We start from the raw sequence: 17592 nt of genomic DNA, 5'->3' as shown, positions 1-17592 counted from the left end.
GTCGTTTCTCCGGTTCTCTTAGAGCGCCTCGGCGCCCGAAATGATTTCGATCAGCTCGTTGGTGATGACGGCCTGGCGCGAGCGGTTGTACTCGATCGTCAGCTTGTCGATCATCTCGCCCGCGTTGCGGGTCGCGTTGTCCATCGCGCTCATCCGGGCGCCCTGTTCGGAGGCGCCGTTTTCCAGCAGGGCGGCGAAGATCTGCGTCGCCACGCCGCGCGGCAGCAGATCCGCGAGGATCTCCTCTTCGCCGGGCTCGTAGTCGTAGAGCGCCGTGTCGGCCTCGTCCCCGCCCTCGAACTTGGCCGGGATGATCTGCTGCTCGGTCGGGATCTGGGTGATCACGTTCTGGAACCGCGCATAGTAGATCGTCGCCACGTCGAACTCGTCCGCCGCAAAGCGGTCGAGCACGTCGCGGGCGATGTCCTGCGCGTTGGCGTAACCGACGCGCTTGACCTCGCTGAGATCGACATGGCCGACGAAGTGCTGACCGTAATCGCGGCGCAGCATCTCGCGGCCCTTCTTGCCGACGGTGAGGATCTTCACCGTCTTGCCCTGCGCGATCAGCTCGCTGGCGCGGATCCGCGCCTTGCGCACGATCGAGCCGTTGAAGCCGCCGCAGAGCCCGCGCTCGGCGGTCATGACGACGAGCAGGTGCACGTCCTCCTTGCCGGTCCCGGCAAGGAGCTTGGGCGCCCCGTCGGAGCCGCCCACGGAGGAGGCGAGCCCGGCCATCACGGCGTCGAACCGTTCGGCATAGGGGCGCGCCGCTTCGGCGGCATCCTGGGCGCGGCGGAGCTTTGCCGCCGCGACCATCTGCATCGCCTTGGTGATCTTGCGGGTCGATTTGACCGACGCGATCCGGTTCTTGAGGTCCTTCAGACTAGGCATCGGCCAGCCTCCCTAAGTCCGTGGCTGGTTTCAGGCGAAGTCCTTGGCGAACGCATCGATCGCCTTGCGGATACGTGCTTCCGCGTCGCCCTTGATCTTCGGATCCTCGGTGGTGATCCAGTCCAGCAGCTCGCGGTCATTGCTGCGCAGGTGCTTCAGCAGGCCCTGTTCGAAACGGCCGACATCCTTGACGGCGATCTTGTCGAGGTACCCTTGGGTGCCCGCGAAGATCACGCAGACGATCTCGGCGTTGGTCAGCGGCGAATACTGCGGCTGCTTCATCAGCTCGGTCAGGCGCGCGCCACGGTTCAGCAGCTGCTGGGTCGAGGCGTCGAGGTCGGAGCCGAACTGCGCGAAGGCGGCCATCTCGCGGTACTGCGCGAGCTCGAGCTTCACCGGGCCGGCGACCGACTTCATCGCGTTGGTCTGGGCCGAGGAGCCCACGCGGCTCACCGAGAGACCGGTGTTCACCGCCGGGCGGATGCCCTGGTAGAACAGTTCCGTCTCGAGGAAGATCTGGCCGTCGGTGATCGAGATCACGTTGGTCGGGATGAAGGCCGACACGTCGCCGCCCTGGGTTTCGATGATCGGCAGCGCGGTCAGCGAACCGGCGCCGTGATCCTCGTTGAGCTTGGCCGACCGCTCCAGCAGGCGCGAGTGGAGATAGAACACGTCGCCCGGATAGGCTTCGCGGCCCGGCGGGCGGCGCAGCAGCAGCGACATCTGGCGATACGACACGGCCTGCTTGGACAGGTCATCATAGATGATGAGCGCGTGCTTGCCGTTGTCGCGGAAATACTCGGCCATGGCGGTCGCGGCATAGGGCGCGAGGAACTGCATCGGCGCGGGGTCCGAGGCGGTGGCGGCCACGACGACCGAATATTCGATCGCGCCGGTCTCTTCGAGCTTCTTCACCAGCTGCGCCACGGTGGAGCGCTTCTGGCCGATCGCGACGTAGACGCAGTAGAGCTTCTTGCTCTCGTCGTCGCCGGCGGCATCGTTATAGGTCTTCTGGTTGAGCACGGCGTCGAGCGCCACGGCGGTCTTGCCGGTCTGGCGGTCGCCGATGATCAGCTCGCGCTGGCCGCGGCCGATCGGGATCATGGCGTCGATCGACTTCAGGCCGGTCGGCATCGGCTCGTGCACCGATTTGCGCGGGATGATGCCCGGCGCCTTGACGTCGGCGACGCGGCGCTCGGCGCCCTCGATCGGGCCCTTGCCGTCGAGCGGGTTGCCAAGGCCGTCCACGACGCGGCCCAGAAGCCCCATGCCGGCGGGCACGTCCACGATCGAGTTGGTGCGCTTGACGACGTCACCTTCCTTGATGTCGCGGTCGGAGCCGAAGATCACGCAGCCGACATTGTCGCTCTCGAGGTTGAGCGCCATGCCCTGGATGCCACCGGGGAATTCGACCATCTCGCCGGCCTGGACGTTGTCGAGACCGTGGACACGGGCGATGCCGTCACCGACGGAGAGCACGCGACCGACCTCCGCGACCTCGGCCTCCTGGCCGAAATTCTTGATCTGGTCCTTCAGGATCGCGGAGATTTCCGCAGCTTGGATCGCCATTATCCGACCTCTTTCATGGTGTTCTGGAGTGCCTGGAGCTTCGAGCGGATCGAGGTGTCGATCATCTTCGAGCCCAGCTTGACGACGAGACCGCCGATGAGGCTTTCATCCACGGTCTGATTGATCTTCACCTCGCGCCCGGCGCTCTCCTTGAGCGCGGCGGCGAGCGCCGACTTCTGCTTGTCGGACAGCGCCTTGGCGGTGGTCACGTCGGCGGTCACCTCGCCGCGGGCCTCGGCCAGCTGCGCGTCGAGCGCGCGCAGCATCTGCGGCAGCACGAACAGGCGGCGCTTGGAGGCCATCAGGCCCAGCACGTTCGCCATGGTCCGGGTCAGCCCCATCTTGGCGGCGATCGCCGACATCGCGCGGCCCTGATCGTCGCGGCTGTAGACCGGCGAGGAGATCAGGTCGCGAAACTCCGCGCTGTCGGACAGCGCCGCGCGCAACGCGTCGACATCCGACGTCAGGGCGGCGAGATCGTCGCCCTCCCGCGCCAGGTCGAACACGGCCGTGGCATAGCGCTGAGCGATGCCGGTTGAGATCGATGCTGGTTCGGACACGTCCACCCTTCCGCAGTCTTTGGGCCCGGCGCTGCCGCGCCATGGGAACATGGCGACGGCCGGGCAGCTTGCATGGCCCTCGCGCGGGCGAAGGCCGTCAAAATCAGGGGCGATGTAGCAGAGCGATCCGGCTGTCGCAACCGCCTTGAAGCGGCGGATGGCAGGGCTTTGCCCCATGGTCACAAGCCCATCGGGGGTGCGACGTTTTGCCCGCGCGCCGCGGGCTGCGCCCCTGCCCGCCCGAAGACCCGGCGCCGGCTCAGCCGCGCCGCGACGGCTCGGGCACCGGCGAGCCGATCCCTTCGAGCACCCGCAAGGGCCGCTTCACCGCCGCCGTCAGCCCCGGACGGCTGGGGGGCCGCGACCTGCTTGGTGGCCTCGACCATCAGCACGCCGCCGGTGTTGAGCACCGGCATGTGCCGCCCCGCCCTCTCCAGAAGCGCCGCCGAGCGGCGCCAGCCGCGGCGCAGGCTCGGCGGCCGGTACAGCGCCGAGACCGCGCGCTCGGTCTCGAAGCGATGCGCCTTGAGCTGCGCTTCGAGCTGACCCAGCGAATAGGGCCGCCCATAGCCGAACGGCGTCGCGTCCGACCGCGACCACAGCCCGGCCCGGTTCGGCACCACGAACACCGCCCGGCCCCCCGGCCCCAGCGCCCGCCAGCACTCCTCCAAAAGCGCGGTCGCGTGTTCCGACGTCTCCAGACCGTGCATCAGCACCAGACGGTCGACCTGCCCCGTCCTGAGCGGCCAGAGCGTCTCCTCGCACAGCACCGACACGTTGGGCTGGCCCGCGGGCCAGGGCATCACCCCCTGCGGCCCCGGCATCAGCCCGATCACCCGCCGCGCATCGGCGAGATAGGGACGCAGCAGCGGCACCGCAAAGCCGTACCCCGCCACCGTCTGGCCCTGTACATGCGCGGCGGGCCACCATTCGACCAGCCGGTCGCGGATCACCTTCTGCGCCGCGCGGCCAAGCGCGCTGCGATAGTAGAAATTGCGCAGGTCGAGCACGTCCAGATGCATTGCGGGCCGGCGGTCCTTGGTTCAGAATTTGCGAGCCGGTGGCGGAGGCCGGTCTAGGTCCGGGACCACCATAACAACCAAATCACGGATGCCGCCATGCCTCTCGAACTTCTCACCGTCGCGTGCCTCTCTGACAACTACGCCTTTTTGCTGCACGACGCCGCCACCGGGCGCACCGCGCTTGTCGACGCGCCCGAGGCCGCGCCGATCCGCGCCGCGCTCGACGCGCATGGCTGGACGCTGTCGGACATCCTGCTGACGCATCACCACGACGACCACGTGGCCGGGCTGGCCGAGCTGCGCGACGGCGCGCGGGTGATCGGCGCGGCGGCGGATGCGCACCGGTTGCCACCGCTCGATCTCGCGGTGGCGCCCGGCGATCCGCTCGAGGTGCTGGGCGAACGGGTCGAGGTGATCGACGTGCCGGGCCACACGGTGGGGCATATGGCCTTTCACTTCCCCGGCTCGCGCATGGCCTTCACCGCCGACAGCCTGATGGCGATGGGTTGCGGCCGGCTGTTCGAGGGCACGCCCGAGCAGATGTGGGACAGCTTGCGCAAGCTGCGCGACCTGCCGGGCCAGACACTGATCTGTTCGGGTCACGAATACACCGAGACCAATGCGCGCTTCGCGCTCACCATCGAACCGGACAACGCGGCGCTGCGCGACCGGGCCGCCGCCATCGCCCGCGCCCGCGCCGAGGGCCATCCGACCGTGCCGTCGCGGCTCTCGGAGGAACGCGCGACCAACCCGTTCCTGCGCGCCGACGCGCCCGAACTGCAACGCGCGATGGGATTCGACGGGCAGGACGCCGCCAAGGTCTTTGCCGAGATCCGCGGCAGGAAAGATCGCTTCTGACGCATTCCGCGGCGTCGCGGCAACGGTTCGTGAGACCGGGCCGTGCAAAGAACACAGCTGCGTGACGTCGCACCGTCAACATGTCGGTTTTTGCGAGTTTTAACTTGAAGCGCGGCGGATAAACCCGATCTTTGAACATAGAGGCCACGGTCATGGCGGGGTCATCCCCCGCCCGGACCCCCGATCAGAGGAGCACATCACCGTGCCGTCTTTTTCGACAACTCTCGAGCAGTCCATCCACGCGGCGCTGGCTCTGGCCAATGCCCGCCGCCATGAACTCGCGACCCTCGAGCATCTCCTGCTGGCCCTGATCGAGGAACCCGACGCCGCCCGCGTGATGCGCGCCTGCGCCGTCGATCTCGAGGAGCTGCGCAAGTCGCTCGAGGATTTCATCGAGGATGATCTTTCCACCCTCGTCACCGACGTGGACGGCTCCGAGGCCGTGCCCACCGCCGCGTTCCAGCGCGTGATCCAGCGCGCCGCGATCCATGTGCAATCCTCGGGCCGCACCGAGGTCACCGGCGCCAACGTGCTCGTCGCGATCTTCGCCGAGCGTGAATCCAACGCCGCCTATTTCCTGCAGGAGCAGGACATGACCCGCTACGACGCGGTCAATTTCATCGCCCATGGCCAGGCCAAGGATCCCGCCTTCGGCGAAAGCCGCCCCGTCACCGGCGCCGCCGAAAAGGACGATGAGGGCGAAACCGCCTCCGGCGGTGGCGGCAGCGAGGAAAAGGACAGCGCGCTCGCGAAATACTGCGTCGATCTGAACGCCAAGTCGCGCAAGGGCGATGTCGACCCGCTGATCGGCCGCGAGCACGAGGTGGAGCGCTGCATCCAGGTGCTGTGCCGCCGCCGCAAGAACAACCCGCTGCTGGTCGGCGATCCCGGCGTCGGCAAGACCGCCATTGCCGAGGGTCTCGCCTGGAAGATCGTCGAGGGCGCGGTGCCCGAGGTGCTGTCCGAGGCCACGATCTACAGCCTCGACATGGGCGCGCTGCTGGCGGGCACCCGCTACCGCGGTGATTTCGAGGAGCGGCTGAAGGCGGTGATGACCGAGATGGAGAACCACCCCGACGCGGTGCTGTTCATCGACGAGATCCACACCGTGATCGGCGCGGGCGCCACCTCGGGCGGCGCGATGGACGCCTCCAACCTGCTGAAACCCGCGCTGCAGGGCGGCAAGCTGCGCTGCATGGGATCGACCACCTACAAGGAGTTCCGCCAGCACTTCGAAAAGGACCGCGCCCTGTCGCGCCGGTTCCAGAAGATCGACGTGAACGAGCCTTCGGTCGATGACGCCGTGAAGATCCTCAAGGGCCTCAAGCCCTATTTCGAGGATCACCACCAGATCAAGTACACCGCCGACGCGATCAAGAGCGCGGTGGAGCTGTCGGCGCGCTACATCAACGACCGCAAGCTGCCCGACAAGGCGATCGACGTGATCGACGAGGCCGGCGCGGCGCAGCATCTCGTGGCCGAGAGCAAGCGGCGCAAGACGATCGGCGCCAAGGAGATCGAGGCGGTGATCGCCAAGATCGCCCGCATCCCGCCCAAGAACGTCTCCAAGGACGATGCCGAGGTGCTCAAGGATCTCGAACCGACGCTCAAGCGCGTGGTGTTCGGCCAGGACGACGCGATCACCGCGCTGTCCTCGGCGATCAAGCTGGCCCGCGCCGGCCTGCGCGAGCCCGAAAAGCCGATCGGCAACTATCTCTTCGCCGGCCCCACCGGCGTCGGCAAGACCGAGGTGGCCAAGCAGCTCAGCCAGACGCTGGGCGTGGAGATGCTGCGCTTCGACATGTCGGAATACATGGAAAAGCACGCGGTCTCGCGCCTGATCGGCGCGCCGCCGGGCTATGTCGGCTTCGACCAGGGCGGGCTTCTGACCGACGGCGTCGACCAGCACCCGCATTGCGTGCTCTTGCTCGACGAGATCGAGAAGGCGCACCCGGACGTGTTCAACATCCTTCTGCAGGTGATGGATCACGGCAAGCTCACCGACCATAACGGCCGGGCGGTCGATTTCCGCAACGTGATCCTGATCATGACCTCGAACGCGGGCGCCGCCGAGCAGGCCAAGGAGGCGATCGGTTTCGGCCGGGGCCGCCGCGAGGGCGAGGACACGGCCGCGATCGAGCGGACCTTCACGCCGGAGTTCCGCAACCGTCTCGACGCGGTGATCTCGTTCGCGCCGCTGGCGCCCGAGACGATCCTGTCGGTGGTCGAGAAGTTCGTCCTCCAGCTCGAGGCGCAGCTGATGGACCGCAACGTTCATATCGAGCTGACCCGCGAGGCCGGCGAATGGCTGGCCGAGAAGGGCTATGACGAGAAGATGGGCGCCCGCCCGCTGGGCCGGGTGATCCAGGAGCACATCAAGAAGCCGCTCGCCGAGGAGCTGCTGTTCGGCCAGCTGACCAAGGGCGGCCTCGTCCGGGTCGGCGTCAAGGACGACAAGATCGAGCTGTCCTTCGAGGAGCCGGGCGCCAAGCGGCTTTCGGGCAACCGCCCGCCGCTGCTCACCGCCGAATGAACCGGGCACGGCACGGCACATGAAAAGGCGCGGCCCCTCGGGGCCGCGCCTTTTTCGTTCAGCAGCATGGCGGCGTCAGCGCTCGGTCAGCTTCAGCTCGATCCGGCGGTTGCGTGCCCGCGCCTCGGGGCTGTCGGCGGGGTCGATCGGCTGGTATTCCCCGAACCCGTTGGCCGCCAGCCGCGCGGGCGGGATGCCCTCCGCCTCGCTCATGTAGCGCACCACCGACAGCGCACGCGCCTGGCTCAGCTCCCAGTTGTCGGCAAAGCGCCCGCCCCGGATCGGGATGTCGTCGGTATGGCCGTCGACCCGGATCACCCAGTCGATGCCCGGCGGGATCTCCGACCCGATCCGGCGCAAGAGCGCCGCGACCTTGGCGATCTCGTCCTTGCCCGCCTCCGACAAGGTCGCCTCGCCCTGCCCGAACAGCACCTCGGAGGAAAACACGAAGCGGTCGCCCTCGACGCGCACGCCCTCCTCGTCCTCGAGCATGCCGCGCAATTCGCCGAAGAAGTCCGAACGATAGCGTTCGAGGTTCTCGGCCTGTGCCGCCAGCCGCGCGGTTTCCTCTTCGAGACGCCGCCGCTCCTCTTCCTCGAGCTCGCGGCGGCGGCGTTCCTCGGCGGCGGCGCGGGCCAGCGCGGTGTTGAGCCTGCGGCCCAGATCCTCGATCTCGGCCTCGGCGACGATCTCCTCGGTCTCGGCCTGCCCCAGCAGGTCGCGCAGTTCGGCCACGTCCTCGCGCAGCGCCGCGACCTGCGCGTTGAGCGCCGTCATGCGGCGCTGGGCCGCGGCGGAGGCGTCCTCCTCCTCGGCCAGAGCGGCGCGGGCGGTGGCGAGCAACGCGGCGCGGCGCTCGGCCGCGCTGCCCTGGGTTTCGGCCCGCTCCCGCGCGGCGTCGAGATCGCCCAGGGCCTGCGCGAGCCGCGATTCGAGATCGGCGCGCTGCTGTTCGGTCTCGCTGCGGTCCTGCGACAGCGCGCGCGCGCGCGTCTCCGCCGCCTCGCGCGCCGACAGCGCGGCGGAGAGCCGGTCGGCGAGATCGGCGCGGCCCCGCTCGGCCGCCGCACCGGCGGCGCGCGCGGCCTGCGCCTCGGCGCGCGCCGCGTCGCGGTCGAGGATCGCGGCGGCGAGACGTTCCTGCAGCGCGGCCTCGGTGGTCTCGCCCGCCTCCAGCGCCGCCGAAAGCTCTTTGCGCACCGCCGCGAGATCGGCCTCCCCCGCCTCGCGTGCGGCCAGCGCGGCGGCGAGCCGGGTGGAAAGATCCTCGCTCTCGGCATCGGCCTGCGCCAGCGCCGCGCGCGCCTGTTCCAGATCGTCCCCGGTCTCTTGGGCAAGATCGAGCGCCGCGGCCAGCCGCGCGTCGAGCCCCTCGCCCGCCCGCAGCGACCGGGTCAGCGCGTTCTGGCTTTCCTGGCGCGCCAGCACCGCCTCGGCGAGCTTCATGTCGAGATCGTCGCGCGCGGCTTCGGCAGCGGCCAGAAGCGTCAGCGTCTCCTCTGCCTCGCGGCGCTTTTCCTCGAGCGCCAGCGTCATCGCCGACAGTTCCGCATCCGCGTCCTGCAACCGGTCGCGCAGCGCCTGCGCCGCGGCGGCATCGGCCAGCCGGTCGGCCTCCAGCCCGGAGATGGTCTCCGCGTCCTGGGCGGTCCCCGCCTCCAGATCCGCCACCAGCGCCTCCAGCGCCTCGCGCCTTGCGGCGGCGAGCCGGGCGGCTTCGGCCTGCGCGTCGATCTCCTCGCGCGCGAGGCCGAGCGCGAGGCGCGCGGCGTCGCGCCCGCTCTCGGCCTCGCCCGCGCGGTTGCGCTCGGTCTCCAGATCCTCGCGCAGCCCGGCGATCCGGTCGCGCGCCTCGGCCCGGTCGGCCAGAAGCCCCGCCACCCGCGCCTCGAAGGCGGTGATCTTCTCCTGCGCGGTGTCGAGCGCGGTGGCCTGCGCCGCGCGTTCGGCGGTCAGCACCTCGATCCGGCCCGACTGTTGTTCGGCCCGCGCACGGGCCTGCGCCAGCTCGGCCCCGAGGCTGCCGATCTCGGCCTGCTGATCCTCGCCCCGCGCCCGTTCGAGCCCCAGCGCGCCGGTCAGCCGCTCGACCTCCTCGCCCAGCTCGTCCAGCTCGCTCGCCTGCCCGGTGATCGTGTCGCGCAGCACGAACTGCACCACGGTGAAGATGGTCAGCACGAACATCAGCACCAGCAGAAGCCCGGTCATCGCATCGACGAAGCCGGGCCAGATCGAGGCCTGGAAGCGGTTGGCGTGGCGGCGCTTGAGCCCCATGGCTCAGAACTCCGTGTGGCGGGTGGCGCGCAGGCCTCCGGGGTGGTGGCTTTCGCGCAGCACCCGGCTCAGCCCCGACAGGTCGGTGCGCAGCTCGGCCAGCATCTCCTGCCGGCCGGCGGCGATCTCTTCGAGAATGCGCAGAAGCTGCACGTCCATGTTGCGCAGCCGCATCCGCGTTTCGCTGTCATTGCCGCCCTCGGCGGCGCGGATGAGCGCGGCATGCACCTCCGCCTGGCCTTCGGCGATGCGGTCGAGCGCGGCGCGCTCGGCCTCCGGGTCCATCCGGTCGGCAAGCCGCGCCAGCGTGTCGGTCAGCGCCATGAGGCGCGCCTCGCTTTCGCGGCGGGCCTCTCCGGCGGCGCCGATCGCCTCGCCGAGCCCGTCCATGCGGTCGCTCAGCCGCTCCACCATCTGCGCCAGAAGACCGGTATCGGCGCCGCCGCCCGCATGCTCCTCGCCCGAGGCATAGCCGAGCCGGGTGATGGTCGACAGCCACTCCTCCAGCTCGCGGTAGAACCGGTTCTGACCATGCGTGGCGAACAGCTCCAGAAGACCCACGACCAGCGACCCCGCGAGCCCCAGAAGCGAGGACGAGAACGCCGTGCCCATGCCGCCGAGCTGTGCCTCCAGCCCCTGTTGCAGCCGCCCGAAGATGGCGGTGCCGCTTTCATCCGCGCCGGGGTTGAGCGAGCGGATCGTCTCGACCAGCGCGGGCACGGTGGTGGCAAGCCCGTAGAACGTGCCGAGCAGGCCGAGAAAGATCAGCGTGTTGGAGAGGTAGCGCGTGATCTCGCGCTCCTCGTCGATCCGCTGGCCCACCGATTCGAGGATCGAGCGCGCGCTGTCGGGCGAAATCTGCATCCTTGCCCCGCGCGAGCGCAACAGCGTCGCCAGCGGCAGCAGGAGCCCCGGCGCCGGACCGGTGGTCTTGGGCGTGCGGACGAAGGATTCGATCCAGCCGACCGAGCGGATCAGCGCGATCACCTGCCAGAAGCAGGCCAGCACGCCGAGCACGAAAAACGCCGAGATCGCGCTGTTGAGCCACGGGTTCGACAGGAAGATGCCGCGCAGCACGTTCTGGCCCAGCACCAGACCGGCCCCGACCAGCCCCAGCGCCACCAGCATCGACAGGATCTGCCGGACCGGCTGGGTGAAATGCGGTTTCGCCTGTGGCTGCCTCATGCGGGGCGGTGTCCTCGTGGTTGCAACGCTCGAATCATAGGGATCGCGGGGCCGGGTGGCCAATGGCCTTTCGCGGCGCGGGGCCGGGCTGTGGCGCCGCCGCCTCTCAACCGCCCGATTTCAGCGTCGCCACCCGCTCGACCAGCCAGTCGAGATCGGGGTCGTGCACGCCCATTTCGGTCAGATGCGCGGCGGTGTTGAAGAGATATTCGTCGTTCGGCCCGCGCCCGCCGACCGCACCCGCGATGCGCCGCGCCTGCGTTTCGAGATCGAGCGCGACATATTGTTCATGGCCGGGATCGATCACGTAGGTCAGCGCCTCGACCACCCGCCCGTCGGTGAGCGCGAGCGGCTGGTGCGTTTCGAGATAGGCCGACGAGACCAGCTCGCGTTCGCGCAGCATGGCGATCACGCGGTCGCGCTCGGCCTCGGGCGCGCGCAGCGCCAGACCGGTGCAGACCGATCCCGGCGCCCGGTCGAGCGCGAGCACGAGCCCCGGCACCTCCGGCGAGCCGCGGTGATGGATCGACGACATGCAAAAGCTGCGGTGCCAGCCATCGAGACGGGCCACCACCACCTCCTCTGGCGTGAAACCGGGGTTCCACAGAAGCGATCCGTAGCCGAATACCCAAAGCGCGGTCTGGTCGGTCATGCTGGCCCTCCTAGCTCCGCCCCTGTAAATACCCGATCCTGACCGGGCGAAAGGGCCTCCATTCATGCGATTTCTTCTCATTTTCGTGGCGCTTGTGGCGCTGGCCTTCGGCGGCTGGTGGATCTGGGGCAGCCGCACCGCCGATGCGCGGCTGGCCGATCTGACGCAGGAGCTGCGCGCGGCGGGCTGGCAGGTCGATTACGACACGGAGGGCACCGGCGGGTTTCCCTATCGCTTCGACCTCGACCTGCGCGATCTCGACCTGGTGTCGCCCGACGGCGTGTTTGGCTGGCAGAGCCCGCGGATGCGGGTCGTGGCGCAAAGCTACCAGCCCAACCGGTTCATCGTCGCAGCGGACGAGACGCACCGCGTCTCGGTGCCCGGGCAGGATCTCGACGTCACCGTGACCGGGCCGCGCGCCTCCGCCGCGGTGCGGATCGGCGACACGCTGCCCGTGACCGAATTCACCGCCGAGGCCGGCGATCTCGTCATCGCCTCCTCGCTGGGATGGCAGACGCGGGTGGACAGCCTGATCGCGGCGCTGCGCGAGGGCGCGGCGGTGCATGGCTACGACGCCTATGCCAAGGCGGCGGGCATCGCCCTGCCCGAGGCGTGGCGCGCGGCGTGGGATCCCGCCGGCACGCTGCCGCCCGAAATCGGGGCGCTGACCTTCGACGCCGATCTCGGGCTCGACGCGCCGCTGGCGCTGTCGGGCGGCTCGGCGGCGGTCGAGCGGGTCGATCTGCACGAAATGTCGATCGACTGGGGCCCGGTGCAGGCGACGGGCCGCGGCCAGCTCGAGATCGGCCCGGACGGCGCGCCCGAGGGCGAGCTGACCTTCGAGATCGCCGGCTGGGAGGCGCTGCTCGACGTCGCGGCGCAGGCGGGCGCGCCGATCGCGACCTCCTCGCTCTTGCGCGGCGCGCTGGACGGCATGGCGCAAGACGGCGTGCTCACCGCGCCGATCACCTTCGCGGGCGGCGAGATGCGGCTTGGCTTCATCCCGCTCGGGGCGGCGCCGCGGCTGCGCTAGCCGCGGCCCTCGCGCCCGGCCCGGGTGGCGCCGCGGCCGAAATCCGGCGCCGCGGTGTCCTGCCCCGCCTCGATGATGCCGCGGCGGATCGCGCGGGTGCGGGTGAAGTACTCATGCAGGTGATCGCCGTCGCCGGTGCGGATCGCGCGCTGCAACGCGAACAGTTCCTCGGTGAAGCGGCCGAGGATCTCCAGCGTCGCCTCCTTGTTGGTGAGGAACACGTCGCGCCACATGGTCGGGTCCGACGCGGCGATACGGGTGAAATCGCGGAAACCGGCGGCGGAATACTTGATCACCTCGCTGTCGGTCACGCGGCGCAGATCATCGGCCACGCCGACCATCGTATAGGCAATGAGATGCGGCGTGTGGCTGGTCACGGCAAGCACGAGATCGTGGTGATCGGCGTCCATCACGTCGACATGCGCGCCCATGCCCTCCCACAGCGCCGACAGACGCGCCGTCGCGGCGTCGTCGGTCCCGGGCGTGGCGGGCACGATCAGGCACCAGCGATTGTCGAACAGCTCGGCAAAGCCCGAACGCGGGCCCGAATGCTCGGTCCCCGCCAGCGGATGGGCGGGGATGAAATGCACGCCCTCGGGGATATGCGGGGCCACCGCCTCGATCACCGCCTTCTTGACCGAGCCGACATCCGACACCGTGGCGCCGGGCGCCAGCACCGGCGCGATCTCCTCGGCCACCGCCCCCATCGCGCCCACCGGCACGCAGAGCACCACCAGATCGGCACCCTCCGCCGCCTCGGCGGCGGTGGCGCAGACCCGGTCGACGAGGCCGATCTCGGCCGCGATCCGCCGCGTCTCGGCGGAGCGGGCATGGCCGGTGATCTCGCCCGCGAGACCGGCGCGCCGCATCGCATGCGCCATCGACGAGGCGATGAGGCCCAGCCCGATCAGCGCGACGCGATCGTAGACCGGCGCGCTCATGCCGCGGCCTTGAAACGGCTGATGGCCTCGATCACGCGGGCACAGCCCGCCTCGTCGCCGACGGTGATGCGCAGCGCTTCGGGAAAGCCATAGCCCCCCACCCGCCGCACGAGAATGCCCGCTTCGCGCAGCGCCGCGTCGCAGGCCATGGCCTCGGCCTCGTCAGCAAAGCGCGCCAGCACGTAATTGGCGTGACTTTCGTCGCAGCCGATGCCCAAGGCCAGGATCTCGTCGCGCAGCCAGACGCGCAACCGCGCGTTCTCGCTCTGGCAATGCGCGGTGAACCCGGTGTCGCGGATCGCGGCCTCGGCGGCCGCAAGCTGGCTGTTGGACAGGTTGAAGGGCTGGCGCACCCGGTTGAGCACGTCGATGATCGCGCGCGGCCCGTAGCCCCAGCCGATGCGCAGCCCGCCAAGACCGTGGATCTTGGAGAAGGTGCGCGTCATCACCACGTTCTCGCGGCTCTCGACCAGGGACGCCCCGCCATCATAGCCTTCGGTGAACTCCACATAGGCGCCGTCGAGCACGAGGATGACGTGATCCGGGATCGCCCCGGCCAGCCGCTCGACCTCCGACAGCGGAATCATCGTGCCGGTCGGGTTGCCCGGATTGGTGAGATAGATCAGCCGCGTGCGATCGGTGCAGGCGGCGAGGATCGCGTCCACGTCGACCACCCGGTCGCGTTCGCGCACCTCGACCGGCGTGGCGCCGGCGGCCCGCGCGAGAATCGGGTACATGGCAAAGCCGTGCTCGGTGTGGATCACCTCGTCGCCGGGCCCGGCATAGCACTGCGCGAGGAATTGCAGCACCTCGTCGGAGCCGACGCCGCAGACGATGCGCTCGGCATCGAGCCCGTGGATCTCGGCGATGGCGGCGCGCAGCTCGGCATGATCGGTCGAGGGGTAGCGATGCAGCATCGCCGCCGACCGCTCCAGCGCGGCCATGGCGCGCGGGCTCGGCCCGTAGGGGTTTTCGTTCGACGACAGCTTGAGAGGGTCGGCGTGACCCTCCAGCCTGCTCTGCCCGCCCACATAGAGGGCGATGTCCATGATGCCGGGCTGCGGGGTAATGCTCATGTCTGCGCTCCTTCGGACCCCGGCCTCCATAGCCGGGGGCGCACCCGGTTTCCAGCGGCAAGCGCGCCGCACCCCTCGCCCGGACGCGCGGCGCCGCTATGTGTCCCGGAATGGAACAGCCGCTGCATCTCGTTGCCGGCGTCGCGATCCTCGCGGTCGTTTCGGTCGATTTCCTGCTCGCGACCATCGGCGCGGCGCCGCGGGTGATCCTGTCCGACCGGATCGCGCGCGGCGTCTTCGCGCTGCTGCGGCACATCACCCGGCACCGCCCGGCCCGCGTGCTGGCCCGGATCAGCGGGGTGATCGTGATGTGCACGGTCGCCGGTTTCTGGATATTGGGCACCGCGCTGGGCTGGACGCATGTGTTCCTGTCGGCGCCGCGCGATGCGGTGGTGCTGACGCAATCGGCGGCGCAGGCGGGGTTCTGGGACGCCGCCGCCCATGCCGGGCACCTGCTCTCGACGCTGGGCGGCGCGATCACCCGGCCCGGCGGCACCTTGTGGAACGCGGTGGAGGTGCTGGCGGGCGTCAACGGCATGGTGGTGCTGACGCTAGCGGTGAGCTTCATCCTGTCAACGGTGCAGACAGTGCAGCAGGGCCGCAGCTTTGCCGCGCTTTTGCACAGCCTGCCCGAGGGGGCCGACGTGACGCCGCTCTTCGGACGGCTGGCCGAGGTAGTGGCGGGGCTGAACTCGGCCCCCTTCGCGCTTTACTACAGCCATGGCTGGCCGCAGCGGCGGCTGCCCGAGGCGCTGGTGCGGATGGCGCGCGAGGCGATGGCGCAGGGCCCCGAAGCCGAGCGGCGATTCTGGGACCTGATCGCCGACCTGCCGCAATTCGACCTGCCCGAAGGCACCGCCGCGCGCTTTGCCGCGCTGGGCGACTGGGCGCAGAGACGCCGGCTGGGGCGGCTCGAAGCCTGAGCCGGGAACAAGAAAGGGCCGCGCGGTTTCCCGCGCGGCCCGGACGTCCCTCGATCCGTTGTTCGGATCAGTTCTTGGCGTAGAATTCGACGACGAGGTTGGGCTCCATCACCACCGGGTACGGCACGTCGCCCAGCGAGGGCACGCGCGCGAAGGTCGCGGTGAGCTTGGAGGTGTCGACCTCGAGGTAGTCGGGGGTGTCGCGCTCGGGCAGCTGGATCGCCTCCAGGACCGAAGCGAGCTGCTTGGACTTGTCGCGAACGGCGATGACGTCGCCTTCCTTGACGCGGTAGGAGGGGATGTTCACGCGCTTGCCGTTCACGGTGACGTGGCCGTGGTTCACGAACTGGCGGGCGGCGAAGACGGTCGGCACGAACTTGGCGCGGTACACGACGGCGTCGAGGCGGCGCTCGAGCAGGCCGATCAGGTTCTCGCCGGTGTCGCCCTTGACGCGCTCGGCTTCACCGAAGATGCGGCGGAACTGCTTTTCGGTCAGGTCGCCATAGTAGCCCTTGAGCTTCTGCTTGGCGCGCAGCTGGATGCCGAAATCCGACAGCTTCTGCTTGCGGCGCTGGCCGTGCTGGCCGGGGCCGTATTCGCGGCGGTTCACCGGGGACTTCGGACGGCCCCAGATGTTCTCGCCCATGCGGCGGTCGATCTTGTACTTGGCAGCGGTGCGCTTGGTCACGGCTGATCTCCTTCTCTCGGCCCTTGCGGGGGGCCATGTCTCGAAGGGCGTTGTCCTCTGGGACGGCCTGCGCCGCCTCCCGACAGGGATCCCCTTGCGGGGTCCGCCAACACCAATGAAAACCCCGGCGCGCAAGGCCCCGGGACGGGCGGCTTATACAGCCTGCGCGGGGGAGGTCAACCGCCCTGCCCCGTTGCGGGATCACTCCGCCCCGCGCCCGCCATCCTCACCGTCCCGCGCGCCATGCTCGCCCAGCTTCGGCGCCCGGCGGCCAAGCACGAGAGGGCTGTCGGAAAACCGCATCGGGCTGCGCAGCCCCGGCACGCCGTCGGGGGCGATGCGCAGGCCGCGCGCCACCACCTGCGGGTCGTCGAAGACCTGGTCGACGCGGTTGATCGGCCCGGCGGGCACCGTCGCGGCCTCCAGCGCGGCGAGAACGGCATCGCGGCGCCACCCGGCGAAGGCGGTCGCCATCGCATCGCTCAACGCGGCGCGGTTGGCGACCCGCGCGCCATTGGTGGCAAAGCGCGCGTCACCGGCCAGCCCGTCGAGCCCGAGCACGCCGCAGGCGCGGGCGAATTGCCCGTCATTGCCGACCGCGAGAATCAGGTCGCCATCGGCGGCCGAGAACACCTGATAGGGCGCGATGTTGGGATGCGCGTTGCCAAGCCGGCGCGGTGCGATGCCGGTGGCAAAGAAGTTCATCGCCTGGTTGGCGAGCACGCCGGTCGCGCAATCCATCAAGGCCATGTCGATATGCTGGCCCCGCCCCGTTTTCTCGCGCGCCGCCAGCGCCGCCTGGATCGCGATGACCGAATAGAGCCCGGTGAAGATGTCGGTGAAGGCCACGCCGATCTTCTGCGGCTGCCCCTCGGGATCGCCGGTCAGATCCATGATCCCCGACATGCCCTGGATGAGAAAATCGTAGCCTGCACGGTTCGCATAGGGCCCGTCCTGTCCGAAGCCGGTGATCGAGCAATAGACCAGCGCCGGGTTCTGCTCTTTCAGGCTGTCGTAATCGAGCCCGTATTTCGCCAGCCCGCCGACCTTGAAATTCTCGATCACCACGTCGGCGCCCTTGATCAGCGACCGGGCCAGCTCCAGCCCCTGCGGCGTGCGGAAATCGGCGGTGACGCTTTTCTTGCCGCGGTTGCAGGCGTGGAAATAGGCGGCCGAGCGGTCGTCATCGACCTCGATCCATGGCGGGCCCCAGCGGCGGGTGTCGTCGCCCTCGGGCGCCTCGATCTTGATCACCTCGGCACCGAGATCGGCCAGCACCTGCCCCGCCCATGGCCCGGCGAGAATACGCGCCAGCTCCACCACCCTGAGCCCGGCCAGCGGTGCCTGCGTCGTTGCCTTGCCCATCACGTCCCTCCCCGGTGGCTGC

General features: G+C 69.6%; 14 protein-coding genes and 1 pseudogene. 4 read left to right on the top strand and 11 right to left on the bottom strand.

The genetic code is table 11. From position 1 onward, the window contains the following. Window positions 1–18 precede the first annotated feature (18 nt). The 4 genes and pseudogenes from LOKHON_RS07045 to LOKHON_RS07030 form a co-directional block, all read right to left on the bottom strand. Window positions 19–891, bottom strand: a complete 873-nt coding sequence (locus tag LOKHON_RS07045) for a F0F1 ATP synthase subunit gamma (RefSeq protein WP_017928912.1) — start codon at window positions 889–891, stop codon at window positions 19–21. Window positions 892–921: 30 nt separating this feature from the next. Next, window positions 922–2460 (bottom strand): F0F1 ATP synthase subunit alpha, encoded by a 1539-nt coding sequence (atpA, locus tag LOKHON_RS07040; RefSeq protein WP_017928911.1) that lies wholly within the window; start codon window positions 2458–2460, stop codon window positions 922–924. Next, entirely contained in the window at window positions 2460–3026 is a 567-nt protein-coding gene (locus tag LOKHON_RS07035) for a F0F1 ATP synthase subunit delta (protein WP_017928910.1), read from the bottom strand. Before LOKHON_RS07035 ends, atpA begins: the two co-directional genes overlap by 1 nt. A gap of 253 nt (window positions 3027–3279) precedes the next feature. Further along, window positions 3280–4042, bottom strand: a pseudogene (locus tag LOKHON_RS07030) (methyltransferase domain-containing protein). Window positions 4043–4138: 96 nt separating this feature from the next. On the opposite strand from LOKHON_RS07030, the gene gloB reads away from it, so the two are divergent. Together gloB and clpA are read left to right on the top strand one after the other, a co-directional pair. Next, a complete protein-coding gene (gloB, locus tag LOKHON_RS07025; RefSeq protein WP_017928908.1) occupies window positions 4139–4900 on the top strand; it encodes a hydroxyacylglutathione hydrolase in 762 nt (253 codons plus the stop codon). A 202-nt stretch (window positions 4901–5102) separates the two neighbouring features. After that, on the top strand, window positions 5103–7433 hold the full coding sequence (clpA, locus tag LOKHON_RS07020; protein WP_017928907.1) for an ATP-dependent Clp protease ATP-binding subunit ClpA: 2331 nt from the start codon (window positions 5103–5105) through the stop codon (window positions 7431–7433). A gap of 75 nt (window positions 7434–7508) precedes the next feature. On the opposite strand, the gene LOKHON_RS07015 is transcribed toward clpA, so the two are convergent. From LOKHON_RS07015 to LOKHON_RS07005, 3 genes are all read right to left on the bottom strand, one after another. Continuing rightward, window positions 7509–9707 carry a peptidoglycan -binding protein gene (locus LOKHON_RS07015; RefSeq protein WP_017928906.1) on the bottom strand — a complete coding sequence of 733 codons (2199 nt, stop codon included), beginning with the start codon at window positions 9705–9707 and terminating at the stop codon, window positions 7509–7511. Between the two features lie 3 nt (window positions 9708–9710). Beyond that, window positions 9711–10892, bottom strand: a complete 1182-nt coding sequence (locus LOKHON_RS07010; protein WP_017928905.1) for a hypothetical protein — start codon at window positions 10890–10892, stop codon at window positions 9711–9713. 106 nt (window positions 10893–10998) lie between these two features. Next, window positions 10999–11544 (bottom strand): gamma-glutamylcyclotransferase, encoded by a 546-nt coding sequence (locus LOKHON_RS07005; protein WP_017928904.1) that lies wholly within the window; start codon window positions 11542–11544, stop codon window positions 10999–11001. 64 nt (window positions 11545–11608) lie between these two features. Between LOKHON_RS07005 and LOKHON_RS07000 the strand changes: the two genes are divergently transcribed. Continuing rightward, window positions 11609–12577, top strand: coding sequence for a DUF2125 domain-containing protein (locus LOKHON_RS07000; protein ID WP_017928903.1), 969 nt, complete (start codon window positions 11609–11611; stop codon window positions 12575–12577). Here the strand turns inward: LOKHON_RS07000 and LOKHON_RS06995 are convergent. Together LOKHON_RS06995 and hisC are read right to left on the bottom strand one after the other, a co-directional pair. Further along, entirely contained in the window at window positions 12574–13518 is a 945-nt protein-coding gene (locus LOKHON_RS06995; protein ID WP_017928902.1) for a prephenate/arogenate dehydrogenase family protein, read from the bottom strand. The genes LOKHON_RS07000 and LOKHON_RS06995 overlap by 4 nt on opposite strands. Then, window positions 13515–14594: a histidinol-phosphate transaminase gene (gene hisC, locus LOKHON_RS06990; protein ID WP_017928901.1), complete on the bottom strand. Its 1080-nt coding sequence runs from the start codon at window positions 14592–14594 to the stop codon at window positions 13515–13517. Before hisC ends, LOKHON_RS06995 begins: the two co-directional genes overlap by 4 nt. A gap of 110 nt (window positions 14595–14704) precedes the next feature. Between hisC and LOKHON_RS06985 the strand changes: the two genes are divergently transcribed. After that, the gene (locus tag LOKHON_RS06985) at window positions 14705–15517 is read left to right on the top strand and encodes a hypothetical protein (protein WP_017928900.1); all 813 of its coding nucleotides are present in this window, start codon (window positions 14705–14707) and stop codon (window positions 15515–15517) included. Window positions 15518–15584: 67 nt separating this feature from the next. Here the strand turns inward: LOKHON_RS06985 and rpsD are convergent, their stop codons facing one another. After that, window positions 15585–16205: a 30S ribosomal protein S4 gene (rpsD, locus tag LOKHON_RS06980; protein ID WP_017928899.1), complete on the bottom strand. Its 621-nt coding sequence runs from the start codon at window positions 16203–16205 to the stop codon at window positions 15585–15587. Between the two features lie 201 nt (window positions 16206–16406). Further along, the gene (locus LOKHON_RS06975) at window positions 16407–17570 is read right to left on the bottom strand and encodes a CaiB/BaiF CoA transferase family protein (protein ID WP_017928898.1); all 1164 of its coding nucleotides are present in this window, start codon (window positions 17568–17570) and stop codon (window positions 16407–16409) included. Between the last annotated feature and the right edge of the window lie 22 nt (window positions 17571–17592).

Source organism: Limimaricola hongkongensis DSM 17492 (genome assembly GCF_000600975.2).
Classification (GTDB): domain Bacteria; phylum Pseudomonadota; class Alphaproteobacteria; order Rhodobacterales; family Rhodobacteraceae; genus Limimaricola; species Limimaricola hongkongensis.
Note: the sequence above shows the minus strand (reverse complement) of the source record. Positions and strands in the feature narration are given on the sequence as shown.